Origin of the sequence: Pseudodesulfovibrio thermohalotolerans, from assembly GCF_021353295.2 — a bacterium.
In the GTDB taxonomy this organism is placed as follows: domain Bacteria; phylum Desulfobacterota; class Desulfovibrionia; order Desulfovibrionales; family Desulfovibrionaceae; genus Pseudodesulfovibrio; species Pseudodesulfovibrio thermohalotolerans.
Map to the genome: position 1 here is coordinate 3835918 of NZ_CP120635.1, position 20546 is coordinate 3856463.

20 protein-coding genes are annotated in these 20546 nt (G+C 62.5%); 5 read left to right on the forward strand and 15 right to left on the reverse strand.

Annotation, left to right across the window (positions count from 1 at the left end):
* Nucleotides 1–64: 64 nt before the first annotated feature.
* From LF599_RS18005 to LF599_RS18025, 5 genes are all read right to left on the reverse strand, one after another.
* Nucleotides 65–787 (reverse strand): ABC transporter ATP-binding protein, encoded by a 723-nt coding sequence (locus LF599_RS18005; RefSeq protein ID WP_269940346.1) that lies wholly within the window; start codon nucleotides 785–787, stop codon nucleotides 65–67.
* A 217-nt stretch (nucleotides 788–1004) separates the two neighbouring features.
* Nucleotides 1005–2195, reverse strand: a complete 1191-nt coding sequence (locus LF599_RS18010; RefSeq protein WP_279521775.1) for an ABC transporter permease subunit — start codon at nucleotides 2193–2195, stop codon at nucleotides 1005–1007.
* Nucleotides 2176–3078 (reverse strand): branched-chain amino acid ABC transporter permease, encoded by a 903-nt coding sequence (locus LF599_RS18015; RefSeq protein ID WP_279521776.1) that lies wholly within the window; start codon nucleotides 3076–3078, stop codon nucleotides 2176–2178. Before LF599_RS18015 ends, LF599_RS18010 begins: the two co-directional genes overlap by 20 nt.
* Before the next feature lie 61 nt (nucleotides 3079–3139).
* On the reverse strand, nucleotides 3140–4291 hold the full coding sequence (locus tag LF599_RS18020) for a branched-chain amino acid ABC transporter substrate-binding protein (protein ID WP_279521777.1): 1152 nt from the start codon (nucleotides 4289–4291) through the stop codon (nucleotides 3140–3142).
* Between the two features lie 39 nt (nucleotides 4292–4330).
* Nucleotides 4331–5086 carry an ABC transporter ATP-binding protein gene (locus LF599_RS18025; protein ID WP_269940345.1) on the reverse strand — a complete coding sequence of 252 codons (756 nt, stop codon included), beginning with the start codon at nucleotides 5084–5086 and terminating at the stop codon, nucleotides 4331–4333.
* A 344-nt stretch (nucleotides 5087–5430) separates the two neighbouring features.
* On the opposite strand from LF599_RS18025, the gene LF599_RS18030 reads away from it, so the two are divergent.
* Nucleotides 5431–6186 (forward strand): SDR family oxidoreductase, encoded by a 756-nt coding sequence (locus LF599_RS18030; protein WP_279521778.1) that lies wholly within the window; start codon nucleotides 5431–5433, stop codon nucleotides 6184–6186.
* Here the strand turns inward: LF599_RS18030 and thpR are convergent.
* The 6 genes from thpR to LF599_RS18060 form a co-directional block, all read right to left on the reverse strand.
* Nucleotides 6144–6710 carry an RNA 2',3'-cyclic phosphodiesterase gene (gene thpR, locus LF599_RS18035; RefSeq protein ID WP_279521779.1) on the reverse strand — a complete coding sequence of 189 codons (567 nt, stop codon included), beginning with the start codon at nucleotides 6708–6710 and terminating at the stop codon, nucleotides 6144–6146. The genes LF599_RS18030 and thpR overlap by 43 nt on opposite strands.
* A 1-nt stretch (nucleotide 6711) precedes the next feature.
* Nucleotides 6712–6891, reverse strand: coding sequence for a hypothetical protein (locus tag LF599_RS18040; RefSeq protein WP_279521780.1), 180 nt, complete (start codon nucleotides 6889–6891; stop codon nucleotides 6712–6714).
* A 146-nt stretch (nucleotides 6892–7037) separates the two neighbouring features.
* Nucleotides 7038–8357: a malic enzyme-like NAD(P)-binding protein gene (locus LF599_RS18045; protein ID WP_269940343.1), complete on the reverse strand. Its 1320-nt coding sequence runs from the start codon at nucleotides 8355–8357 to the stop codon at nucleotides 7038–7040.
* Nucleotides 8358–8507: 150 nt separating this feature from the next.
* Nucleotides 8508–9524, reverse strand: coding sequence for a TAXI family TRAP transporter solute-binding subunit (locus LF599_RS18050; RefSeq protein ID WP_279521781.1), 1017 nt, complete (start codon nucleotides 9522–9524; stop codon nucleotides 8508–8510).
* A 205-nt stretch (nucleotides 9525–9729) separates the two neighbouring features.
* Nucleotides 9730–11658: a TRAP transporter permease gene (locus tag LF599_RS18055; RefSeq protein WP_279521782.1), complete on the reverse strand. Its 1929-nt coding sequence runs from the start codon at nucleotides 11656–11658 to the stop codon at nucleotides 9730–9732.
* Between the two features lie 217 nt (nucleotides 11659–11875).
* Nucleotides 11876–12844: a TAXI family TRAP transporter solute-binding subunit gene (locus LF599_RS18060; RefSeq protein WP_279521783.1), complete on the reverse strand. Its 969-nt coding sequence runs from the start codon at nucleotides 12842–12844 to the stop codon at nucleotides 11876–11878.
* A gap of 327 nt (nucleotides 12845–13171) precedes the next feature.
* Here LF599_RS18060 and LF599_RS18065 point away from each other — a divergent pair, with 327 nt between their 5' ends.
* Nucleotides 13172–13930: an RNA methyltransferase gene (locus LF599_RS18065; protein ID WP_269940341.1), complete on the forward strand. Its 759-nt coding sequence runs from the start codon at nucleotides 13172–13174 to the stop codon at nucleotides 13928–13930.
* Between the two features lie 83 nt (nucleotides 13931–14013).
* On the opposite strand, the gene LF599_RS18070 is transcribed toward LF599_RS18065, so the two are convergent.
* From LF599_RS18070 to LF599_RS18080, 3 genes are all read right to left on the reverse strand, one after another.
* Nucleotides 14014–16452, reverse strand: a complete 2439-nt coding sequence (locus LF599_RS18070) for an EAL domain-containing protein (protein ID WP_404823759.1) — start codon at nucleotides 16450–16452, stop codon at nucleotides 14014–14016.
* Nucleotides 16453–16625: 173 nt separating this feature from the next.
* Entirely contained in the window at nucleotides 16626–17417 is a 792-nt protein-coding gene (locus tag LF599_RS18075; protein ID WP_279521785.1) for a GGDEF domain-containing protein, read from the reverse strand.
* A gap of 13 nt (nucleotides 17418–17430) precedes the next feature.
* Complete coding sequence (locus tag LF599_RS18080) at nucleotides 17431–17889, reverse strand: hypothetical protein (RefSeq protein WP_279521786.1); 459 nt, start codon at nucleotides 17887–17889, stop codon at nucleotides 17431–17433.
* 171 nt (nucleotides 17890–18060) lie between these two features.
* Here LF599_RS18080 and LF599_RS18085 point away from each other — a divergent pair, with 171 nt between their 5' ends.
* From LF599_RS18085 to LF599_RS18095, 3 genes are read left to right on the forward strand one after another with little or no spacing between them, the layout of a single operon-like run.
* Entirely contained in the window at nucleotides 18061–18471 is a 411-nt protein-coding gene (locus LF599_RS18085) for a hypothetical protein (RefSeq protein ID WP_279521787.1), read from the forward strand.
* Between the two features lie 13 nt (nucleotides 18472–18484).
* Nucleotides 18485–19045, forward strand: coding sequence for a hypothetical protein (locus LF599_RS18090; RefSeq protein WP_279521788.1), 561 nt, complete (start codon nucleotides 18485–18487; stop codon nucleotides 19043–19045).
* A gap of 55 nt (nucleotides 19046–19100) precedes the next feature.
* Nucleotides 19101–19904 (forward strand): nitroreductase family protein, encoded by an 804-nt coding sequence (locus LF599_RS18095; RefSeq protein WP_279521789.1) that lies wholly within the window; start codon nucleotides 19101–19103, stop codon nucleotides 19902–19904.
* A gap of 106 nt (nucleotides 19905–20010) precedes the next feature.
* On the opposite strand, the gene LF599_RS18100 is transcribed toward LF599_RS18095, so the two are convergent.
* The gene (locus LF599_RS18100; protein WP_269940335.1) at nucleotides 20011–20505 is read right to left on the reverse strand and encodes a 3D domain-containing protein; all 495 of its coding nucleotides are present in this window, start codon (nucleotides 20503–20505) and stop codon (nucleotides 20011–20013) included.
* Nucleotides 20506–20546: the final 41 nt, after the last annotated feature.

A 20546-nucleotide genomic window follows, 5' to 3' on the forward strand; every position in this document is an offset into this window, starting at 1 on the left:
CTGTCGGGAATAATGCGGACGCGCCGCCCGAAGCACTCCGCCCCGGGGCAACGCCTTTACCCGCCTATTCTCCCAGGTACGCCTTGCGGATGTCGGGATTCGCGAGCAGCTTCCGGGCATCGTCTTCCATGACGACGTTGCCCGTCTCCAGCACATAGCCGCGCGTTGCGGCCTGGAGCGCGAGGTTGGCGTTCTGTTCGACCAGAACCACCGTGACGCCCTGCTCGTTTATCATCTTGACGATGTCGAATATCTGCTTGACCAGAAGCGGGGCCAACCCCATGGACGGCTCGTCCAGGAGCAGGACCTTGGGGCGGCTCATGAGCGCGCGGGCCATGGCGAGCATCTGCTGTTCGCCGCCTGACAGCGTGCCGCCCAGTTGCTTGCGCCGCTCGCGCAGCTTGGGGAACAGCTCGAAGACGCGTCCCACGTCCTCCTTTACCTCGACGGCGTCACGGCGGAAAAACGCGCCCATGTCGAGATTTTCGAGCACTGTCAGACGGGGAAAGATCCGCCGCCCCTCCGGCACCTGGCACAGCCCCATGGTCGGCAGGACGTCGGAGTTCACTTCGTTGATCCGTCGGCCCCGGTACATGATGTCGCCGGACACCGCCTTGACGATGTTGCAGATGGTCATCAACGTCGTGGACTTGCCCGCGCCGTTGGCTCCGATAATGGAGACCACCTCGCCCTCGAACACCTTCAACGAGATGCCCTTCAGGGCCTGAATCCGCCCATATGCGGAAACCACGTTCCGCATTTCCAGAATCGGTGTATTTTCAGCCATGTATTGTCGCCTCCGGTCCCCCGGCCCGTATCCCGTCCGGGACGCTGCTTCGCCGTTTCCGGGGGTGGGGTGGTTATCCGTGTTTCAACTTAGTACGCGCAGTCTGAACGCGCCGCGCCGCCGTATGGATCGTTGTTCAACTCTCTTCCGCTCGACGTGCCGGGGGGCGGGAGCCGAAGATGACCGCGATGGAACGGCCCGCTCCGGTTTTCCGGCGTTAATCCGCTTCCTCCGATCTGCGGCCGACGCGCTTGGCGGGCCAGATGCCCGCCGGGCGGATCAGCATCATGAGAGTCATGACGCCGCCGAACACGAGCATACGGTACATCTCGAACTCGCGGAACAACTCGGGCAAGGCCACCAGGGCGAGGACGCCGAGGATGACGCCGGGAATGGACCCCATGCCGCCGAGGATGACCATGGCGAGCACCATGGCGGATTCCAGGAACGTGAACGACTCCGGGCCGACGAACTTCATGCGCGCCGCGAAAAACGCCCCGGCGAACCCGGCGAACGTCGCGCCCATGGCATAGGCCAGGAGCTTGAGCAGAAACGTGTTCACGCCCATGAGCTCTGCCGCGGTCTCGTCCTCCCGGATGGCCTCCCAGGCGCGCCCTATGCGCGAATAATTGAGGCGGTAGACAGAAATTATGGTCACCACGGCCAGTCCGAGGACGACGTAGTACATGCTCGACAGGGAACGAAACTCGTAGCCGAGGAACTCGGGCCTCGGGATGGACAGGATGCCGTTGGGACCGTTGGTCAGGGACATCCAGTTGTTCAGGATGAGTCGGACGATCTCGCCGAATCCCAGGGTGACGATGGCCAGATAGTCGCCGCGCATACGCAGGGTCGGATAACCGATGATGCAGCCCGCTATGGACGCGACAAAGGCGGCGATGGGCAGGCAGAGCCAGAACGAGATGCCGAAGTGCAGACTCACGAGCGCGTAGGTGTATGCGCCCACGCCGTAAAAGGCGATGTACCCGAGGTCCAGCAGGCCCGCCAGGCCGATGACGACGTTCAGGCCAAGACCGAGGCAGACGTAGATGAGCACGCTGATGGCCACGTCGTGCGCGTAACGTCCCGTGAGCAGGGGAAAGACGATGGCTCCGGCCATGACGATACCCAACAGCACCCAGTTGGGCGTCTTTTCGTAGATCGTGCCAATGAGGCCGGTGGCGTTTTTCGCGGGTTTGCCCACGGAATCGAGGTAGCCCGCCTCCTTCACCTGATAAAAAAACATGATGAAGATCGCGGCCACGGCCACGTAGCCGAAGACCTTGAAGGTCGTGGCGAACTCCAGTCCATCCGGCTTGATGCCGAGCATGGGCCACAGCAGGATAAGGAACCAGACCAGCCCGACGCCGCAGGCCAGCCACAGGCGTTTAGACTCGCGTATCGTCAACGTTCTCTCCCATGATGCCGGTGGGTTTGAAGTACAGCACGCCGATCAGGATGATGAAGGCGAAAACGTCCTTGTACTCGCCGGAAATATATCCGGCGGCGAAAATTTCGACCATGCCGATAATGAGCCCGCCCACGAGCGCGCCGGTGATGTTGCCGATGCCGCCCAGCACGGCTGCGGCGAACGCCTTGATGCCCGGCACGAACCCCATGGTGTAGTTGACCGAGCCGTAATACAACCCGACCATGATGCCCGCGGCGGCGGCCAATCCCGCTCCCACCGCAAAGGTCAGGGCGATGATCCGGTTGGAGTTGATGCCAACCAGAGCGGACATGACCTTGTCCTGGGCCGTGGCGCGCATGGCCCTGCCGATCCGCGTCCTGAACACCAGGACGTTCAGCCCGACGAGCAGCAGCGCGGTCACGGCCACGATAAGAATTTGCATGTAGGAGATCGAGATCGCTCCTATGGCGAATCCGCCGGAGGTGATCTCCGTGGGGTAGGCCCTGTCGTACACGCCCTGCGTCAGCATGAGCCCGTTTTGCAGGAAGATGGACATGCCGAGCGCGGAAAGCAGCGCGGCCAGCCTGGAAGCCTGCCGGAGCGGCTTGTAGGCGAGCTGCTCCACGGCCATGGCCAGCAGGGCGCAGTAGCCCATGGACAGGACCAGCGAAATGGCCAGGCAGGCGTACGGGTGCAGTCCCTGCGAGGAAAGATAGGAGATCAGGATCACGCCCATGTACCCGCCTGCCGCGAAAAACTCGCCGTGGGCGAAGTTGATGAGCTGAATGATGCCGTACACCATGGTGTAACCCAGAGCGATGAGGGCGTAGACCCCGCCGAGGGTGATGCCGTTGATGAGCTGCTGAAGAAAAAAGTCCATATTGTTCCGGTGCCCGGGGTCCCGCCTGGACGGGACCCCGGTTGGTTAGACGGATTAAGTCCTAATACTTCTCGCCGGTCAGGGAATTCCAGTAGGGCACGAACTTGCCGTCCTGGACCTTGTACACGGTGTAGTTGGAGCCGGAGTCACCGTTCTCCTGGTAGTTGATCTGCTTGGACGCGCCGGTGAAGTCGAGCTTCAACAGCTCTTCGCGGACCTTGGCGGGATCGGTGGTACCGGCCGCCTTGACGGCCATCAGGTACGCGGTGGCGGAGTCGAAGGAGTACGCGGAATACGCGCCGGGCTCATTGCCGGCCAACGCCTTGTACCTGCTCTGGAACTCCTTGAACTTCGGGGCGTCCTTGTCGATGGCGCCGAAGGTGCAGTACATGCCCTCGGAATCGCCCTTGGCGATCTCGATGAGTTTGGGATGGTAGACGGCATCCTGGCCCATGAGGATGGCGGTGATGCCCATGCGCTTGGCCTGGATGACCATGAGCGCGCCGGTGGCGGAGTTCTGCAGGGAGATGTAGAACAGGTCGGGGTTGGCGGCCTTGACCTTGGTCAGCACGGCGGAATAGTCCTTGTCGCCCTGGTTGACGTGGTCGTGCTCCAGGACCTTGATGCCCGCGGCGGTGGCGGCGGCGGCCACGCCCTCGGCCAGTCCCTGGGAGTACGTGGTCTTGTCGTCCACGATGAAGATGCTCTTCACGCCCTCGACGTCCTGCATGAATTTGACGGCGGCCGGAGCCTGGTGGTCGTCACGCCCGCAGGTGCGGAACATGTAGGGCAGGCCGCGCTCGGTGACCTTGGGGTTGGTGGAGGCCGGGGTCAGCATGATGATGTTTTCCTCGGCGAGGGTCTCGGAAGCGGGGATGGTCGAGCTGGAGCAGTACGCTCCGACCACGGCGGCGACCTTCTCGTTTATCAGCTTGTTGGCTGCCGCGACGGCCTGCTTCGGATCGCAGGCGGTGTCCTCGGAAACGATTTCGATCTTGGAGAAGCCGGGAATGCCTCCGGCCTCGTTGAAGACCTCGACGGCGATCTCCGCGCCCTGGCGAATATCGTTGCCGTCGGCGGCATAGGGGCCGGTCAGCGGCGACATGGTGCCTATCTTGAGGACCTGTTCGGCCTTCTCCTCTTCGCCGCCGCAGCCCGCGAGGAGCAGGCCCAGAGCGAGCATGGCCACTGCGAATACCAGTAAACGTTTCATAACCACTCTCTCCATTCGTTGCGGTTCAGCCAGCCTCTCTTACTGGCCCAAATATGCCTCGATCACGTCGGGATTCCGCTGAATTTCCTCAGGCCGCCCCTCGGCGATCATTACTCCGTGGTCAAGCACGACGATGCGGTTGCAAATGCCCATGACGACCTTCATGTCGTGCTCCACCATGAGCACGTTGATGCCCAGGCCGGTAATCCTGCCGATGGATTCCATGAGCTCCTTGGATTCAGCCGGATTCAGTCCGGCCGCGGGTTCGTCCAGCAGGATGGTATGCGGCTCGCTGGCCAGGGCGCGGGCGATCTCCAGCCTGCGCTGATGGCCGTAGGGCATATTGGAGGCCACCTCGTCGGCCCGGCGGCCCAGCCCCATGAAATCGAGCGCCTTTTGCGATTTCTCGATGATCCGCTTCTCCTCGCGCCGCTGGCTGGGGCTGCGCAGAATCGCGCCCGCCACGCCGGATTTGGACCGGCTGTGCTGGGCGACCATGCAGTTTTCCAGCGCGGTCATGTTCTGAAAGAGGCGGATGTTCTGGAAGGTCCGGGCGATGCCCATGGACAGGACCTGGTAGGGCCGCATCCCGGTGATTTTCGTGCCGTCGTAGGAGACCGAGCCGCTGGACGCCTTGTATACGCCGGTGATGACGTTGAAGACCGTGGTCTTGCCCGCCCCGTTGGGACCGATCAGTCCCACGACCTCGCCCTCGGCCACGGAAAAGGCCACATCGGTCAGAGCCTGCAAGCCGCCAAAGCGGACACAGATGTCGTCTAGAATGAGATTTGCCATATCAACCCAATAAAATAGAAGGAATCACCCGTCATGACAAAAGGGGCGCGCCCCTTCCGGCATTTCCATCGCATGAAGCGCCAATCATTTTGGGATTAGACGTAACTTCTTACCTTATCTGGGGAAAAATGTCTAACTCTCGGCGTATTTCTTGTTCATCAGGTGAAAATTTGGCGATTCCGAGGCTATCATGAATTTAATTCGTCGACAGGTGACCGAGGCTGAATCTATACTGTGTTTTAGTGTGAATTCGTGACTTCCAAACACAATCATGACAAGGTATCTAATACACCACCGGAGCCGCCACAGGCGGCCCCTCGATTAAAAAGGGAAAGGAGATCACAATGGCGAAAACCATACTCATCACCGGCGCAACCGCCGGATTCGGCCAGGCCATGGCCCACCGATTCGCGGCCGAGGGCTGGAATCTTGTCATCACCGGCCGCAGGGCCGAACGGCTTGAGGACATCAAGGCGGAGCTCGCACCCGCCAAGGTACATACCCTGGCCTTCGACGTGCGCGACCGCGAAGCGTGCGAGCAGGCCGTGAAGTCCCTGCCCGACGAGTTCGCGGCCATCGACGTCCTGGTCAACAACGCGGGCCTGGCCCTTGGACTGGAACCCGCCCAGGCGTGCAACCTGGACGACTGGGAATCCATGATCGACACCAACATCAAGGGCCTGACCTACATGACCCGCGCCATCCTGCCCGGCATGGTTGAACGCGACCGGGGACACGTGGTCAACCTCGGTTCCGTGGCCGGAACCTACCCCTATCCGGGCGGCAACTGCTACGGCGGCACCAAGGCCTTCGTGAACCACTTTTCCAAGAACCTGCGCGCCGACCTCCTCGGCACCAAGGTCCGCGTGACCAACATCGAACCCGGCCTGTGCGAAACCGAGTTCTCAGTGGTTCGCTTCAAGGGCGACAAGGCCGCAGCCGACAAAGTCTACGAGGGCACCCAACCCATCACGCCCGAAGACATCGCCGAATGCGTCTTCTGGACCACCAACCTGCCCGCACACGTCAACATCAACTCCCTCGAAGTCATGCCTGTTCAACAGGCATTCTCCCCCTTTGCCATTTCCAGGGACAAATAGGCGCCTCCGGCGGCCGGGGGAAGGATGCTTTGCCAGAGAGTGAATCCGTTCACGGAGAAGGGGGGCCAGTCATGGTCGGCGGCGCGGTCTAGGACCGCTTTCCGATCGGCGATGCGGGGTTTGCGCACTCTGCCGAGGGTGAGGTGCGGCCGGAACCGTTTCTTTTCGCGGGGGATGGAGACGGCGTACAGTTTGTCTTCGATGACCCGGGCCAGAGCCGCGCTTTCCTTGGCTCCCTGGTCGAGCCCAAGCCAAAGAGTCTTTGGGCGTTTGGCGTCGGGGAACGCTCCGGCGGCACCTGCCCGCATGGTGAAGGCAGGGAAGTCGATGGCGGACAGGGCGTTTTGGATGGCCGGGATGCGTGCTTCGTCGGTTTCGCCGAGGAACTTGAGCGTCAGGTGCCAGGTTGTGGGCCTGGACCAGTTGATGCTGGTATCGGTAAGTTCGGAAATGCTCTTTATAAGAGGGGAAAGCTGTTGTCGGTAAGTGCCCGGTAGCCTCATGCCGATGAACAGCCTTGGCACGTTAGCTGTCCTTTTTATTTAGTGCCTGGCCGAAGATGGCCAGATCGCCGAGGACGTCGGCCATGGCCGCGCTCAGCGGCTCGGGCAGCCGGTCGTTCCCGGCTATTTCCAGCAGCCGGTCGGGATCGATGCCGTTTCGTTCGGCCAGTTCGCGCAGTTCGTCGAGGGTGGTTTCATCCATGGGACGAACATAGATGACATCGGCCGGGCAGGCAACGTGGAGGATGTGAATCTCTTGGGCGCCCCTGTCGTCCGATAAGTTTGCGGTTTCAAAAAAAAGGCCCCGCTCCGAACTTTGGAGCGGGGCCTTTCATTTTGGTCAGAAGGCTAGATGTCGTAGCCGAATGAGTCCACCACCAGTTTGGTTCGGGCCTTGGAAGCGGCCATGCGGGCTTCCAGGTCTTTGGCGTACTGGTCGAGGTCCAGCTCGACCTGGGCCACGCCGGTGTCCATGGCGGCCTTGGCCACGGCCGGGGCGAGCCAGGTCAGGACGCGCGGGTCCAGCGGCTTGGGGATGATGTAGTCGATGCCGTATTCGAGCTTGTCCACGCCGAACGCCTCGCAGATTTCCTTGGAGACCGGCTCCTTGGCCAGACGGGCCAGGGCGTCGGCGGCGGCGAGCTTCATCTCCTCGTTGATGGTGGTGGCGCGGCAGTCGAGCGCGCCCCGGAAGATGAACGGGAAGCCGAGCACGTTGTTCACCTGGTTGGGGAAATCGGACCGGCCGGTGCCCATGATGATGTCGGGGCGCACTTCCTTGACGTCCGGGTAGGGAATCTCGGGATCGGGGTTGGCGCAGGCGAAGATGATGGCGTTTTCGGCCATGGTCTTGACCATGTCCTGGTTGATGGCGTCCTTGACCGAGAGGCCCAGGAACATGTCGGCTCCGACCATGCAGTCGGCCAGGGAGCCCTTGTCTTCGGCCTGCGCGTAGGCGCGCTTGAATTCGTTGAGGTCGGTCCGCCCGGCATGGATCAGGCCGCGGGAGTCGAACATGAAGATGTTCTCGCGCTTGACGCCCATGTGCACGTAGAGGTTGGAGCAGGCGATGGCTGCCGCGCCCGCGCCCGAGACCACGATCTTGATCTCGTCGATCTTCTTGCCGGAAATGTCCAGGGCGTTGATGATGCCCGCCGCCGAGATGATGGCCGTTCCGTGCTGGTCGTCGTGGAAGACCGGGATGCCCATTTCCGCTTTGAGTCGGGTCTCGATCTCGAAGCATTCCGGGGCCTTGATGTCTTCAAGGTTGATGCCGCCGAAGGTGGGTTCCAGCAGTTTGCAGAATCCGACAACCTCGTCGGGCGTTTTGGCGTTGATGTTCAGGTCGTAGACGTCGATGTCGGAGAAAATTTTGAACAGGACACCCTTGCCCTCCATGACCGGCTTGCCCGCCTCGGGGCCGATGTTGCCCAGGCCGAGCACGGCGGTGCCGTTGGACACAACGGCCACCAGGTTGCCCTTGTTGGTGTAGTCATAGACCTTTTCGGTGTCCGCGTGGATGGCGCGGCACGCCTCCGCAACGCCGGGGCTGTATGCCATGGACAGGTCCTTCTGGTTCCTGCACGGCTTGATGGAGATAACCTCCAGTTTGCCCTTGCGTTTGGCTGAGTGATAGTCGAGCGCTTCTTCCTTCGTGAACAATGCCATAAATCCAACCTCCTGAAATTTACAGTTTGTCCAATGTTCTAAAGAGGTTTTTCGCTTTCCGTCAAGCAGTATCGCCCCGGCCGGGGCCGGGCTGCGTTCGTTTGGACACGGCGTTGGGGCGGCGGCCGTTCTTCGAAGCGGCCGGGACCGCTACGGCATGAGGATGGGCGGGATGTCCAGTTTGTGTTCGGCCCAGAAGCGGAGCGCGCCGGGATGCAGGGGGATGGACAGGCTGCGGATGCCGTTTAGCAGGCTCATGTCAGCGGCTGCGCCGTGTACGCGTTGCAGTTCTTCGAGTCGTTTTTCGCTGAAAATGGCCTTGAGGCCGTCATATACGGCGTGGCCGTCCAGGCCGGAGCGGGCGCACCACAGTGCGGCGTCCTGGAAGGTGGCCACGGGCTCGGTCTGGCCGTAGTAGGTGCCTGCCGGGATGGTTGCCCGCGAATAGAACGGATAGAGCTGGTAGAACCCGGAGACCATGGCGGCCTCGTGCAGATTCAGGATGCGGACGGGCGTTTTTGCGGCCGCTTCCATGACCGAGGCGTTGGGGTGGCCAGCCAGAATCCAGAATCCGTCCACTTCGCCCCGGGCGAAGTCTTCGGCGGCCTCGGCATAGCCTGTGGGCAGGTGGTTGAAGCTGGTCCAGAGTTTGATGTGGCGGAAGAAACGCTCGGCGGACAGGGCCGCGCCCGAGCCGGGGTTGCCCACGGCGATGGTCTTGCCCCGGAGGTCCAGGACGGTGTGGATGCCGGAGTCCATGCGCACCACGAGTTGCGCCGGGGTTTCGTAAAGAAAGGAAATGGCCTGGACATCGGCGAACTTCTTGTTGGTGCAGCGCAGTTTGCCGGTGCGCCCCAGGAACGCGTCGCCCGCATTGACCAGGGCCATGTCCGCCTTGCCCGAGCAGAGGGCGAGGAGATTCTCCACGGAGCCGCCGGAGGGCTTGGTCTGGACGTTCAGGCCGGGCGCGTCGGCGGAGATGACCTCCGCTATCTTGTTGGCGAAGTGGTTGAAGGTGCCGCCGCGCGGGCCGCCGTAGAAAGTCAGGGCCTGCGTGGCCGTGGCCTTGGGCGCGGCCGGGTCGTTTCCGGGCTCGGCAGAGCAGCCCGCTATCGGGGAAAGCCCCAGGCAGCAGAGCAGTAACAAGGCGTGGAAGAGACGTGGCATCGGACCTCCGGCCGGTGATTCGGTGTGCCGCCCCATGCGGCGTCAACCGGGACAGTTCGTTTTTGCCATACCCCTGCGTCGAAGACAATGCGCGTCCATTCCGCACCCGAATTTTATAACCTTGCGCGCAAGCTTCTCGTGAGTGGAGCGCGAAGAAAAGGGGCGGTTGGCCGCCCCTTTGGTTTTGTATCACATTGCCGCCGGATCAGGCTGTGGACATGCCTAGGAGGCGTTTGAGGGGGTTGACCCAGATGAAGCTGAGGAACCAGGCATAGGCGAACACCGCCACGGCAATGAGGGAGAACCACATGAGGATGTTACTGGTGGGCGCGTTCAGGGAGAAGGCCGGTACGTACGCGAAGAGGAATGGGGCGAGGTAGAGGAACTTGGCGAATTTGAATGAGGTGAAGGCGGTGCGCCACATGTTGGCCCCGGCAATGGTGGCGCCCGCAAATGCGGCGATGCAGACCGGTGGGGTGATGTTGGAGTCCTGGGAGAGCCAGTACACGATCATGTGCGCGGCCACTTCGTTGACGCCGAGGTGGGTCAGGGCCGGGACCGCGACCACTGCGGTAATCAGGTAGGCGGCGGTGACGGGCACGCCCATGCCGAGCACCAGGGAGGCGAGGGCCACGAGCAGGATGGTCAGAACCAGGTTGCCGTGGGCCAGTTCGATGACGATGTCCGCGAACGTCAGGACGAGCCCGGAGTACGTCAGCACGCCGATGATGATGCCGATGACGCCCACCGTCGCACCGATCTTGAGGGAGTTGATGGTTCCGTAGCGGGCCGCGACGACAAAGGCTCCGAGTTCGCTCTTGAGGCCTTCCACGGTCTGCCTGCGCCAGGCGAAGACCGCGGCTGCGGCGAGGAGGCCGTAGAGGAGCAGGATGCGGCCGGAGAGGAACGGCCGCACCGCCGCCGCCGCTTCTGGCCCGGCGGCCTTGCCGATGAGTTTGATGACCCAGGGGCAGAGGACCATGAAGGTCATGATGAAGAGCAGGGTCGGGTCGATGCGCGAGCCCTCGTCCTTGAACGACAGGCCGATGCACGCGGCCAGCCCGACGATGGCGGAATAGCCCGGGGAGTATCCGGCGAGCATGAAGATGGTGATGAGGATGAGCGGCAGGGTGTAGAGCCATTCCTTGCGCAGAATCTCCATGGCCCCGAGCTTGTACCGTTCGCCCACGATGTTGTTCTTGCGGGCTTCGTAGTGGACCATGACGAAGACCGAGAAGAAGTACATGATGGCCGGGAAGATGGCCACGAGCATGATGTGGGAATACGGCAGACCGGTCATTTCGGCCATGATGAACCCGCCCGCGCCCATGATCGGGGGCATGAACATGCCGCCGATGGAGGCCGCAGGCTCGATGCCGCCCGCCACATGCGGCTTGAACCCGGCCTTCTTCATCATGGGAATGGTGAAGGTGCCGGTGGAAACGGTGTTGGCGATGGCCGAGCCGGAGATGGACCCGAACAGCCCTGAGGCTATGACCGAGACCTTGGCCGGTCCGCCCACCTTGTGCCCCACTGCGGCCAAGGGGAAGTCGATGAAGAATCGCTGCGCCCCGCATCTTTCGAGAAAGGCCCCGAAGAGCACGAACAGGATGATGTAGGTGGCCAGCACGTTGGCCATGATGCCGAACACGCCGTCCGAGCGGTAGAAGATGGAGGTGCACAGGTCCGGGAAGCTCGCTCCCGCGTGGGCGATGAGCTCGGGCATGTGTGCGCCGTACATGCCGAAGAGGATCATGATGACGCCGATGATGACGAAGACGTTGCCGACCACCCGGCGGGCCAGCTCGATGCCGATCAGCACGCCGACCATGGCCATGGTCTTGTCCATTTCCGTTTCGATGCCGATGCGGTAGTTGATGGCCTCGAAGTTCAATATCCAATAGCTTACGGAGACCAGTGAGGCCAGCATGAGCAGGTAGTCCACCAGCCGCATGAGGCGGCTGCGGGATTTGTAGATCAGGAAGACGAGCATGTACGTGATGATTACGTAGATGCCCCGGTGATACTGTGTGGCCGCCGGTTCGAAGATCGCCGACCAGGAGTAGAAGAGGACCATCGAGACCGACAGGAAGTCGAAGAGAAATCTCTCGTATCTGTTTAATTTGTCATACATTGTAGCGCGCTCTCGGCTGCGGGGCAGCGGTTGGAGAATGTGCCGCGCCGTCAAGGCCGACCGCGTGCCGGGCGCCCATGAAGGGAGACCGGCCGTTCGGCCGGGCGGGGCGGATCGGGGCTGTGCGCGGTCCGGACGGACGTGGCCTGGGCCGCCGGGAACGCGCTGCGCGGGCGGACTCTCGGCCCGCCCGCACACGTTGTCGGGAGCGGGGAGCCTACTTCAGGACGCCCATTTCCTTCCAGAACTTCACCGCGCCCGGATGCAGGGGGGTCGCGGCGGGGTTGATGCCCTTGAGACCGTCGGCCAAGCTCATGGCCTTGAAGGTCTTCTTCTGGCCGACCATGTGCTTGAGGCCTTTCTCGGACCAGACGGCCTTGAGGAGCGCGTACACGTCCTCGGCGGGCACGTCGGCATTGGCCACGAGCAGTGCGGAATCAAAGAAGGAGGGAGTGTCGTGATCCACCCCGCGGTAGGTGCCCGCCGGGATGGTCAGCTTGCCGAAGTAGGGGTACGCCTTGAAGTAGCCGGAATTTTCGGCGTCGGCGCCGACGTTGACCAGGTCGATGTCGTTGGTCTGGGCGGCCATGATGACGGCCCCGGACGGGAAGGCGGTGAGAAGCCAGAAGGCGTCGAGCTGCTCATTGCCGAAGGCCTGGGCCGCGTCGTTGTAGCCCATGGCGTTGCGCTCGATCTTGTCCCAGATGCCGAGGTGGGTGAAGAACCGCTCACAGTTGGCGAACGCGCCGGAACCGGCGTTGCCCACGCCGACCTTCTTCCCGACCAGGTCCTTGGCGGACTTGATTCCGGAACCCTTGCGGATGACCAGCTGGGCGGGCGCGCCGTAGAGGTAGCCCACGGCCAGGACGTTTTCATATTTGTTCGGGTCGCCGGTCAGCTTGCCGTTGCGGCCGAGGTAGACTTCGCCCGCGTACACGGTGCCGAACGCGCAGCGGCCGGAATTGACCGTGCGCAGGTTTTCGGTGGAGCCGCCGGAGGACTGGGCCTTGATGGAAAAATTGGGGTTGTCCTTGATGGGGCCGAAGACCTGGATGGCGTTGGCCACGATCTGGAAGGTGCCGCCGGCCGGACCGCCGCCGAAGACGTAACGTTTTTTGGCGTGCGCGTTGAAAGACATGCCGAAAACAACGGCAACAGCTAAGGCCAGGATGTAAATCCGTTTCATGTTTCCTCCTAGGGAACCACAGAAGTTAATATGGACCGCAACTTTTTCTACCTGTCCCGCATTGCACGGGCGGTAAAACACACCCCCGAGGGGAAGGCTCTTCCACTCGGTATGCTATTGTCGCACAGAATGGCGATTATTTCAACGCAATTCTCCAATGAGATGATTCCCACTACCTGAATTAATTATCTTTTATATAACCGGTTTTTATATTCGTATCCGGGGAAAACAGGACGTCTCCCGGCGGGGAAAAGCACGAAAGACGGCTTTTGACATCGCCCGGCGGTGTGGTACATGCGTCGTCGTCAACGCCCAAGGAGGGTACCCATGCTGGAAAATCTCGTGGTGGTCCTGTTCCGCCCAAAATATCCGGAGAATATCGGTTCCGCGGCTCGCGCCTGTCTGAATATGGGGGTGACCGAGTTGGTGGTGGTCGATCCCTATAATTTCAACATGGAAAAGGCCCTGCCCCTGGCCACGGCCCACGCCCGGCATATTCTGGAATCCGCGCGCATCGTGGACACCCTGGCCCAGGCCGTGGACGGCTGTACCGCGATTTACGGAACCACGGCGCGCACGGGCGGCTGGCGCAAGGGGATCATGAATCCCGACACCCTGGCGAACGTGGTCGACGATCGGCTGCGCGGCGGCGGAAGGGTCGCCTTGGTCTTCGGCCCCGAAGACAAGGGGCTGACCAACGAGGAGACCTCCATCTGCTCCGGGCTGATGACCATCCCGACCAGCCGCGACGGCACCTCCCTGAACCTGGCCCAGGCCGTGGTGGTGGTTCTGTACGAATGCTTCAAGCGTTCGCTGGCCCATCCGTTCGTGCCGGGCGGTCCGCCCGAGGAGCGTCCCACCACGGTGCGGGAACAGGAGGCCCTGTTCTCCAACCTTCAGGAAACCCTTTTGGCCATCGATTTTCTCAAGGACGACAACCCGGATTACTGGATGCTTCCGGTGCGCCGTTTCTTCAGCAAGGTCAACCTCAAGCGCAACGAGTTCAACTTGCTCATGGGCGTTTGCCGACAGGTGCAGTGGTTCGTGGATAAATACGGGCCGAAGAAGGGCGGCGGAGCCGAATAGAGGCTGTACCCTTCGGTTGCCTTTTGTCCGGCACGAAAAAGCCCCGTCCGACCCTGTCGGGCGGGGCTTTTTCACGGGCCGGATCAGCCGTTCTTTTTCGAAGGGCAGGTCAGGCGCGCCGCTTGCAGTTTTTCCCTGGTTCGGTCGGCCGTGTCGCCGCTGCGCCGCTTGAGGAGTTCCCTGGCCTTGGCCGCGCTCATGGGCTCGTGGAAGTAGAATCCCTGAACGCGGTTGCAGTTCAGGTCGAGGAGCAGGCAGATCTGCTCCGGGCTCTCCACGCCCTCGGCGATGACGTCGAGGTCCAGCGAGCGGCCCAGGGCGATGACCGCCTTGACGATCTCCATGTCCTCCGGGTCGTTTTTCATGCGCGCGATAAAGGTCCGGTCCACCTTGAGGGTGTCCACGGGCAGTTGCTGGAGCTGGGACAGGGAGGAATAGCCCGTGCCGAAATCGTCGATGGAGAAGCGCACTCCGGCGTCCCGCAGCCGGTTGAGAATGCGCAGGGACGACTCCGGGTTCCCCATGAGGGATGATTCGGTGATTTCGAGCCGCAGGCAGGAGGGCGGGAGCCCGTACTTGGCGAGAAGCGAGACCACGATGCTGTCCAGCTCGATGCGGGCGAACTGCTTGCTTGAGAGGTTCACGGACATGAATATGTCGTCCACGCCCTCGGTTTCGTTGCGCCATCCGGCCAGGGTCCGCAGGGCTTGCTGAAGAACCCTCTCGCCCAGTTGGACGATGAGCCCCGACTCCTCGGCCTTGGGAATGAATTCCGCGGGCGGGACGGCCCCCCGTTCGGAGTGTTCCCATCGGGCCAGGGCTTCGAAGCCGATGACGTCCGACCCGTCCAGGTCCATGATGGGCTGATAGACCACGTGGAACTCGTCGTCCGCCAGCCCCCGGCGCATGTCGTTTTCGAGGGTCATCTGGTCCACGGCGGTTTCAAGCATCCGCTCGGTGAAGACCTTGAAGCGGTTGCGTCCGGCCTCCTTGGCATAGTGCATGGCGATGTTGGCGTGCTGGAGCACGTCGGCGGCCTTGCGGTCCCCGACCGGGCTCAGGACGATGCCGAAGCTGGCCGAGGTCTGAACCTCGTTCCCGTTCAGGCGAAACGGCTCGGACAGGCGGCTGCGCACGCGCTTGATGATGCGGATGGCCTCGGCCGGGCTGGACAGTTCGTCCAGGAGCAGGACGAATTCGTCGCCGCCGAACCGGGAGACCGTGTCCAGGCCGCGCATCTCTCCGGCCAGCCGCAAGGCCGTTTCGGTCAGGACCATGTCGCCGAAAGTGTGGCCCAGGGAGTCATTGATGATCTTGAATCGGTCGAGGTCCACGAAGACCACGGCGAAGAAGTAGTTCTCGCGGCGTTTGGCGCGGCGCATGGCCTGCGCCAGGCGGTCCAGGCACAGGGTCCTGTTGGCCAGATTGGTCAGGGGGTCGTGCAGCGCCTGGTGCCGGAGCTGCTCCTCCATGTTTTTGCGCTCGGTGATGTCGCGGAAGCTCAGGCGCATTCCCAGCGGCTTGCCGCCGATGCCCGCCACCGCGCGGCCGACCGCGCCGAGCCAGCGTGTGTTGCCGTCCGCCGTCAGGATGCGGAAGTCAAGGGTGTCGCCCCTGTCGGAGTTGGCCTCCACCAGGTAGGCGTCCCAGGCGTCCCGGTCGTCCTCGATGACGATTTCCCTGACCAGGGACGGGGCCTCGAAGAACCGTTCGGGCGGGTAGCCGGTGATTCGTTGGCTGGCAGGAGAGCAGTAGTGGACGGCATTGTCCGTGCCGATCCACAATTCCCAATCGTAGCCGAAGTCCGCGATGGTCCGGTAGCGTTCCTCGCTTTCCTGGAGCACGCGCACGAGCTTTTCCCGCTGGCCCTGAATCTGGGCTTTCTTCTTTTCCGTGATGCCCGATTGGCGGATGATGTAAAGGGAGAGCAGGGTGATGACGAGCAGGACGGCGAGGAAGATGAGGGCGACGCCGTCGCGGTATTCATTGATCTCGGTGCGCACGTCGTCCATGTACAGCCCTGTGCCGATGATCCACCCCCATGGTTCGAACAGGCGTACGTGGGAGAGCTTGCGGGCGACGCGATCGGGCTGGTCCTGCCACTGCCAGTGGTACTCCACGAAGGCGTCCCGGCCCTTGCGGGCGGCGCGGGTGAACTCCATGAACACCCGCTTGCCGTCCTGGTCGCGGTAGTCGGTCAGGTCCAGGCCGTCCAGGTCCGGTCTGTACGGGTGCATTATCATGCGCGGGGTCAGGTCGGTTATCCAGAAATAGTCCTTGGATTCCGGACCATAGCGGGTGGTCCTGACGATCTCCGCGCCGAGCCGTTTGGCGTAGTCCCGGGAAATCTCGTCCCGGGCGGCCATATCCTCAAGGTGCGTCAGGGTGTCGATCAGCGTGTCGGTGATCTCGACGACCTTTTCCTTTTCGGCTTCCAGCAGGGCCGTTTCCATGGACGGGAGCAGGTACAGGAATATGGACCCCGCGATGAGCAAAAGCATTATCACCGAGGGGAGCAGGATGCGTACCGGGGCGAATTTCAGGTAGTGGGAGTGCTTGTCCTTCGGCATGGTGCGGCTGTCCTGTTCGGAGTGTCTGGTAATCGCATTCTCCATATAACGTAAGAATGGGGAAAAAGAAAACGGGACACAATTATTGTTTCCAAAGCGTCGGCGTGATTCCGGCGCGTGTGCGGTCAGCGCTTCGGCGTCGGAGGCCGGAATACGGCCACCTGGTTGCGGCCGCCGTTCTTGGCCGAGGTAAGGCCGGACTGGAGACGCTGCCGGAAGGATTCGGCCGTGTCGTCCGCTTCGGCCAGGGCCACACCGAGGGAGAGGGACATGCGGATTTTGCCCCCGAAGAGCTTGTGTCCCGCGAGAATGCGCATCTTTTCGGCCACGACGGCCGCCTTGTCGATGTCGGTGTGCGGGCAAAGAACGATGAATTTACCGCCGTGCCAGCGGAAGAGGAAATCGTTGGAGCGGAGCTGGGCGTCGAGACCTCGGGCCAGATCGGCCAGGACGCGGTCCCCGGCGCGGTCCCCGTGGGCCCGGTTGATGTCACGGAGGCCGTCCACGTCGAGCATGATTCCGGAAAGGGCGGGACCGTACCGTCGTACGTGGTCCAGTTCCCTGGTCGCGACATCTTCGAATTTGGCTCGGTTGTACGCGCGGGTCAGGGGATCGAGGACCGTGCGCCGTTCCAGCTCCCTGGCCAACTCGTCGGCCCTGGCTGCGTCCCTGCCCAGGAGCGGGACGACCTGTTTCAGGATGAGCAGGGCCTGGCCTCCGAGCACGAGAATCCCGGCCGCCATGCACAGATGGGAGAGGGCGAGAAGCCCCTCGTGGCTCTGTTCCGGTTCGGTGCGCAGGGTGAGGACTATGCCCGCGAAGACGCACAGGAGTGCGGCCATGGCCAGCACGCTTGCGATGTAAAGGACCTTGTAGCGCGTTCTGAGTCCGGGGGTGGCGATACGGTCCTTTATCATGTCTGGGCGGGGGCTATTGGGGGGAGCCTTCGAATGTGTAGTAGAGGCTGCCCGTGTCGTTGTCGTTGTTGTAGTTCAACTCGATGGAGAAGTCGGGCCACATCCAGCCGTAGCGGAAGCCGATGCCCCGTCCCGCACCGTAGCGCTGCATGAGCATGTCCTTGAGGAAGAACTGGTTGACCCGGCCCTTGAAGGCGATGCCCACGCGATAGAGCTTGTCTGCGTGGAAGTAGTAGGCGACGGACGTGATTTCGGCCTTGCCGTATGTCATGGGCTCGTCGCGTTTGAAGTAGGTGTCCTTGAAGCCGGGTTCCTGCACCGGGGCAAGACCGGGAATCTCGGATAGGGGAGTGCCCCAGGTGATTCCCCGGAAAGCGGTGGGGCGGGGAGCCTGGACATAGTCGGAAGCGGCGGCGGGCACGGCTGCGATTATCAGGACGATTAGTAGTGTCAGGGTGAACAGTTTGTTCATGACCGGTCTCTCTCTGGCAAAGTATATGGAAGCATCCAGAATGGACGCATTGTACGGATTTATGGACGAAACGCAAGAAGGAGGAAGGTCCGGCCCGCGTCGGCGGGGCCGCTTGCGCATTGTCAGCCCGATGGGGGTTGTGGTATCGCAGGGCAAGCGAAGGAGGCGCTCATGAAACGATTCGCGGCATTGGCCCTTGTGTTGTTCCTGTCCGCCTGCGGCGGCCCCGGCCCGGATGCCGGTCGGCTCGACGCCCTGGAAGCCGAGGTCCGGACTCTGAAAGAGGAAGCCGGAGCGCACGACAAGGCGTTTCGCGAGGAGCTTGCCCAGGTGCGCCAAAACCTCGACGCCATCCGGGCGCTGCTCGAAAAGGGGCAAGGCGGGGCGCTGGACCGCGAGGACACAGCCCCTGGCGCGGTTCCTTCGGACGAGGAGCTGGACGCCAAGGCCAAGTCCTTCGTGAGCGAGAATCTCGATCGGCTTATGGCGCTGACCCGCAAGCTTCTGGACAAGATGGAGTCCGAGCTGGACAACAAGCCCCGGGAGACCGGGGAGCCGCCCGCCCAGGGCGACGAAATTTGATGGAGACTATTCGATGAGGACATATATGAAATGGCTGCCGCTCGCGGCCCTGGTTCTGGCCCTGCTGACCGGGTGCGCCGCAGGCAACGCCATCAAACTGAAATACGCGCTCATCAGCACGGATTCCCCGTGCTCGGGCGAGGTGACGGTTTTCCGGTTCGAGGACAAGCGGCCCGCGGGGGTGCTGGGCAAGACCTCCGACAAGGAGACCATAACCACCCTGTCCGATGTGGCCGACTGGGTGGGCTGGGCACTGTTTGACGAGCTTGAGAACGCCGGGTGCAAGGCCCGGTACAGAACCACCGCGCTCACGCCCGCCGACGACCTTGTGGTTACCGGCGAGGTTCTCGACTTGACCCTGAATCAGACCGGCGTGACCACATACAAGGGCCGCGTGTCGGTTCGGATAGTGGTGTCCCGGAGCGGTAAAACCCTGCATACCGAGAAGTACACCAGCGAGGTGGAGGACGTGGTTGTGCCCGGCTATTCCTCCCAGGCCGACATCCTTGCCGAGGCCCTTCGCGGGGTCATGTACGAGGCCATCCCGGCCATTGCCGCGGCTGCCGAGAAATAGCCCGATTCCCCTTTCCTCCCGGTTCGCCGGGCCCAAGCCCCTTCGAGGAGCAAAGATGTTTGCCGACAAGGATATCTGCAAGCGCTGCGGCGCGTGTCTGGACGAGTGCCCCTTCGACCTCATCGTCGAAGACCGCGAGGGCTTTCCCAAGCTTCGCCCCGCTGCCAAGAAAACCTGCATCAACTGCGGCCATTGTGTGGCCGTCTGCCCCGTGGGGGCCGTGACGCTGCCCGAGATGCCCGTGACCGCCGGCCTGTCCCCGGCCCAGTGCGCCCCGTTCGACCGCGAGCTTAAGGTGACGCCCGAACAGGCCGACCAGTTCCTCAGCGGACGCCGCTCGGTGCGCACCTACAAGGACAAGGTCGTGCCCGGCGAGGTCCTGGAACATCTCTTTTCCGTGTCCGGGTTCGCGCCCAGCGCCAAGAACGGCCAGCCCGCGCGGTGGATCGTCACCCGCACGCCCGAGGCCACCCGCCGCCTGGCGGGCATGACCGTGGACTACATGGCCACCAACTCGATCATGCCCGGCGTGGTCAAGAACTGGGCGCGCGGCGTGGACAAGATTCTCCATGGCGCTCCCCACGTGGCCGTGGCGCACGCCCCGGAGGACGGTTTCAACCCGGCCGAGGACTGCGCCCTGGCCGCTGCCTACCTCGAACTGGCCGCCCACGCCCACGGCCTTGGCGCCTGCTGGGCGGGCTTCCTCATGGAGGTGGCCGAAGGGTGCTGCAACATTCGCCGTGAGCTGGGCATTCCCGAAGGCCACGGCGTCTATGCCGCCCTGATACTCGGTTATCCGAAGTACCGCTACAAGCGAATTCCCACCCGTCGTCCCGTGGAAATCGGCTGGCTGGATTGATAGGAACCTTTTCCCGGAGCCTGTCCCGGGCACGGAGAAGGCGAAATTCCATGAGAAAGGCCCCGCTCGAATAATCGAGCGGGGCCTTTCTCGCGCGTCCCGTCGGCTAGATGTCGAGGAGCGCGGCCTTGATGTTCTTTCTCCCGAACTCGCGGGCCCGGGATTCGTCCCACATGAAGATGTCGATGCGCTGGTGATAGCGCTTGTTCATGAGGTCGTTGATCTCGAAGATGCCGTAGCCTTCGATGCGGACCTTGCGTCCGAAGACCCATCCCTGATCGAAGAGGTCGCGGGACACGGCGATGGTGCCGGAACGGACCTTGCGCATGGAGGCGGCGATAAGCGGGTCGTCGTCGCACTGGTCGGTGGACGGGTTGTAGGCGGTCACGGTGACCGTGCGCACCGGGGATCGGTTCTTGGCCTTTTGGAGGAGGCGGGCCTCCTCGACCAGTATCTTGCGCGCTTCGGCGGTCTTCTGGACCAGCTCAAGGCGGTGGGTCAGGTCGTCGATTTTCTGTTGTTTCACGACGACGACTACCGCCAGGATCACGAGGGTCGCACAGAGGACCGGGGTGAAGGTGTAGTTGAAGAGTATTCGCATATAGGGATTGCTCCGTTGTCGTTTTTGGTCCGTGGCATATA

Bases quoted from the DNA above. Each gene is read 5' to 3' on its own strand.
- LF599_RS18005 (WP_269940346.1), bottom strand. From the start codon at position 787: ATGGCTGAAAATACACCGATTCTGGAAATGCGGAACGTGGTTTCCGCA.
- LF599_RS18015 (WP_279521776.1), bottom strand. From the start codon at position 3,078: ATGGACTTTTTTCTTCAGCAGCTCATCAACGGCATCACCCTCGGCGGG.
- LF599_RS18020 (WP_279521777.1), bottom strand. From the start codon at position 4,291: ATGAAACGTTTACTGGTATTCGCAGTGGCCATGCTCGCTCTGGGCCTG.
- LF599_RS18025 (WP_269940345.1), bottom strand. From the start codon at position 5,086: ATGGCAAATCTCATTCTAGACGACATCTGTGTCCGCTTTGGCGGCTTG.
- LF599_RS18030 (WP_279521778.1), top strand. From the start codon at position 5,431: ATGGCGAAAACCATACTCATCACCGGCGCAACCGCCGGATTCGGCCAG.
- LF599_RS18040 (WP_279521780.1), bottom strand. From the start codon at position 6,891: ATGGATGAAACCACCCTCGACGAACTGCGCGAACTGGCCGAACGAAAC.
- LF599_RS18045 (WP_269940343.1), bottom strand. From the start codon at position 8,357: ATGGCATTGTTCACGAAGGAAGAAGCGCTCGACTATCACTCAGCCAAA.
- LF599_RS18050 (WP_279521781.1), bottom strand. From the start codon at position 9,524: ATGCCACGTCTCTTCCACGCCTTGTTACTGCTCTGCTGCCTGGGGCTT.
- LF599_RS18055 (WP_279521782.1), bottom strand. From the start codon at position 11,658: ATGTATGACAAATTAAACAGATACGAGAGATTTCTCTTCGACTTCCTG.
- LF599_RS18060 (WP_279521783.1), bottom strand. From the start codon at position 12,844: ATGAAACGGATTTACATCCTGGCCTTAGCTGTTGCCGTTGTTTTCGGC.
- LF599_RS18065 (WP_269940341.1), top strand. From the start codon at position 13,172: ATGCTGGAAAATCTCGTGGTGGTCCTGTTCCGCCCAAAATATCCGGAG.
- LF599_RS18075 (WP_279521785.1), bottom strand. From the start codon at position 17,417: ATGATAAAGGACCGTATCGCCACCCCCGGACTCAGAACGCGCTACAAG.
- LF599_RS18080 (WP_279521786.1), bottom strand. From the start codon at position 17,889: ATGAACAAACTGTTCACCCTGACACTACTAATCGTCCTGATAATCGCA.
- LF599_RS18085 (WP_279521787.1), top strand. From the start codon at position 18,061: ATGAAACGATTCGCGGCATTGGCCCTTGTGTTGTTCCTGTCCGCCTGC.
- LF599_RS18090 (WP_279521788.1), top strand. From the start codon at position 18,485: ATGAGGACATATATGAAATGGCTGCCGCTCGCGGCCCTGGTTCTGGCC.
- LF599_RS18095 (WP_279521789.1), top strand. From the start codon at position 19,101: ATGTTTGCCGACAAGGATATCTGCAAGCGCTGCGGCGCGTGTCTGGAC.
- LF599_RS18100 (WP_269940335.1), bottom strand. From the start codon at position 20,505: ATGCGAATACTCTTCAACTACACCTTCACCCCGGTCCTCTGTGCGACC.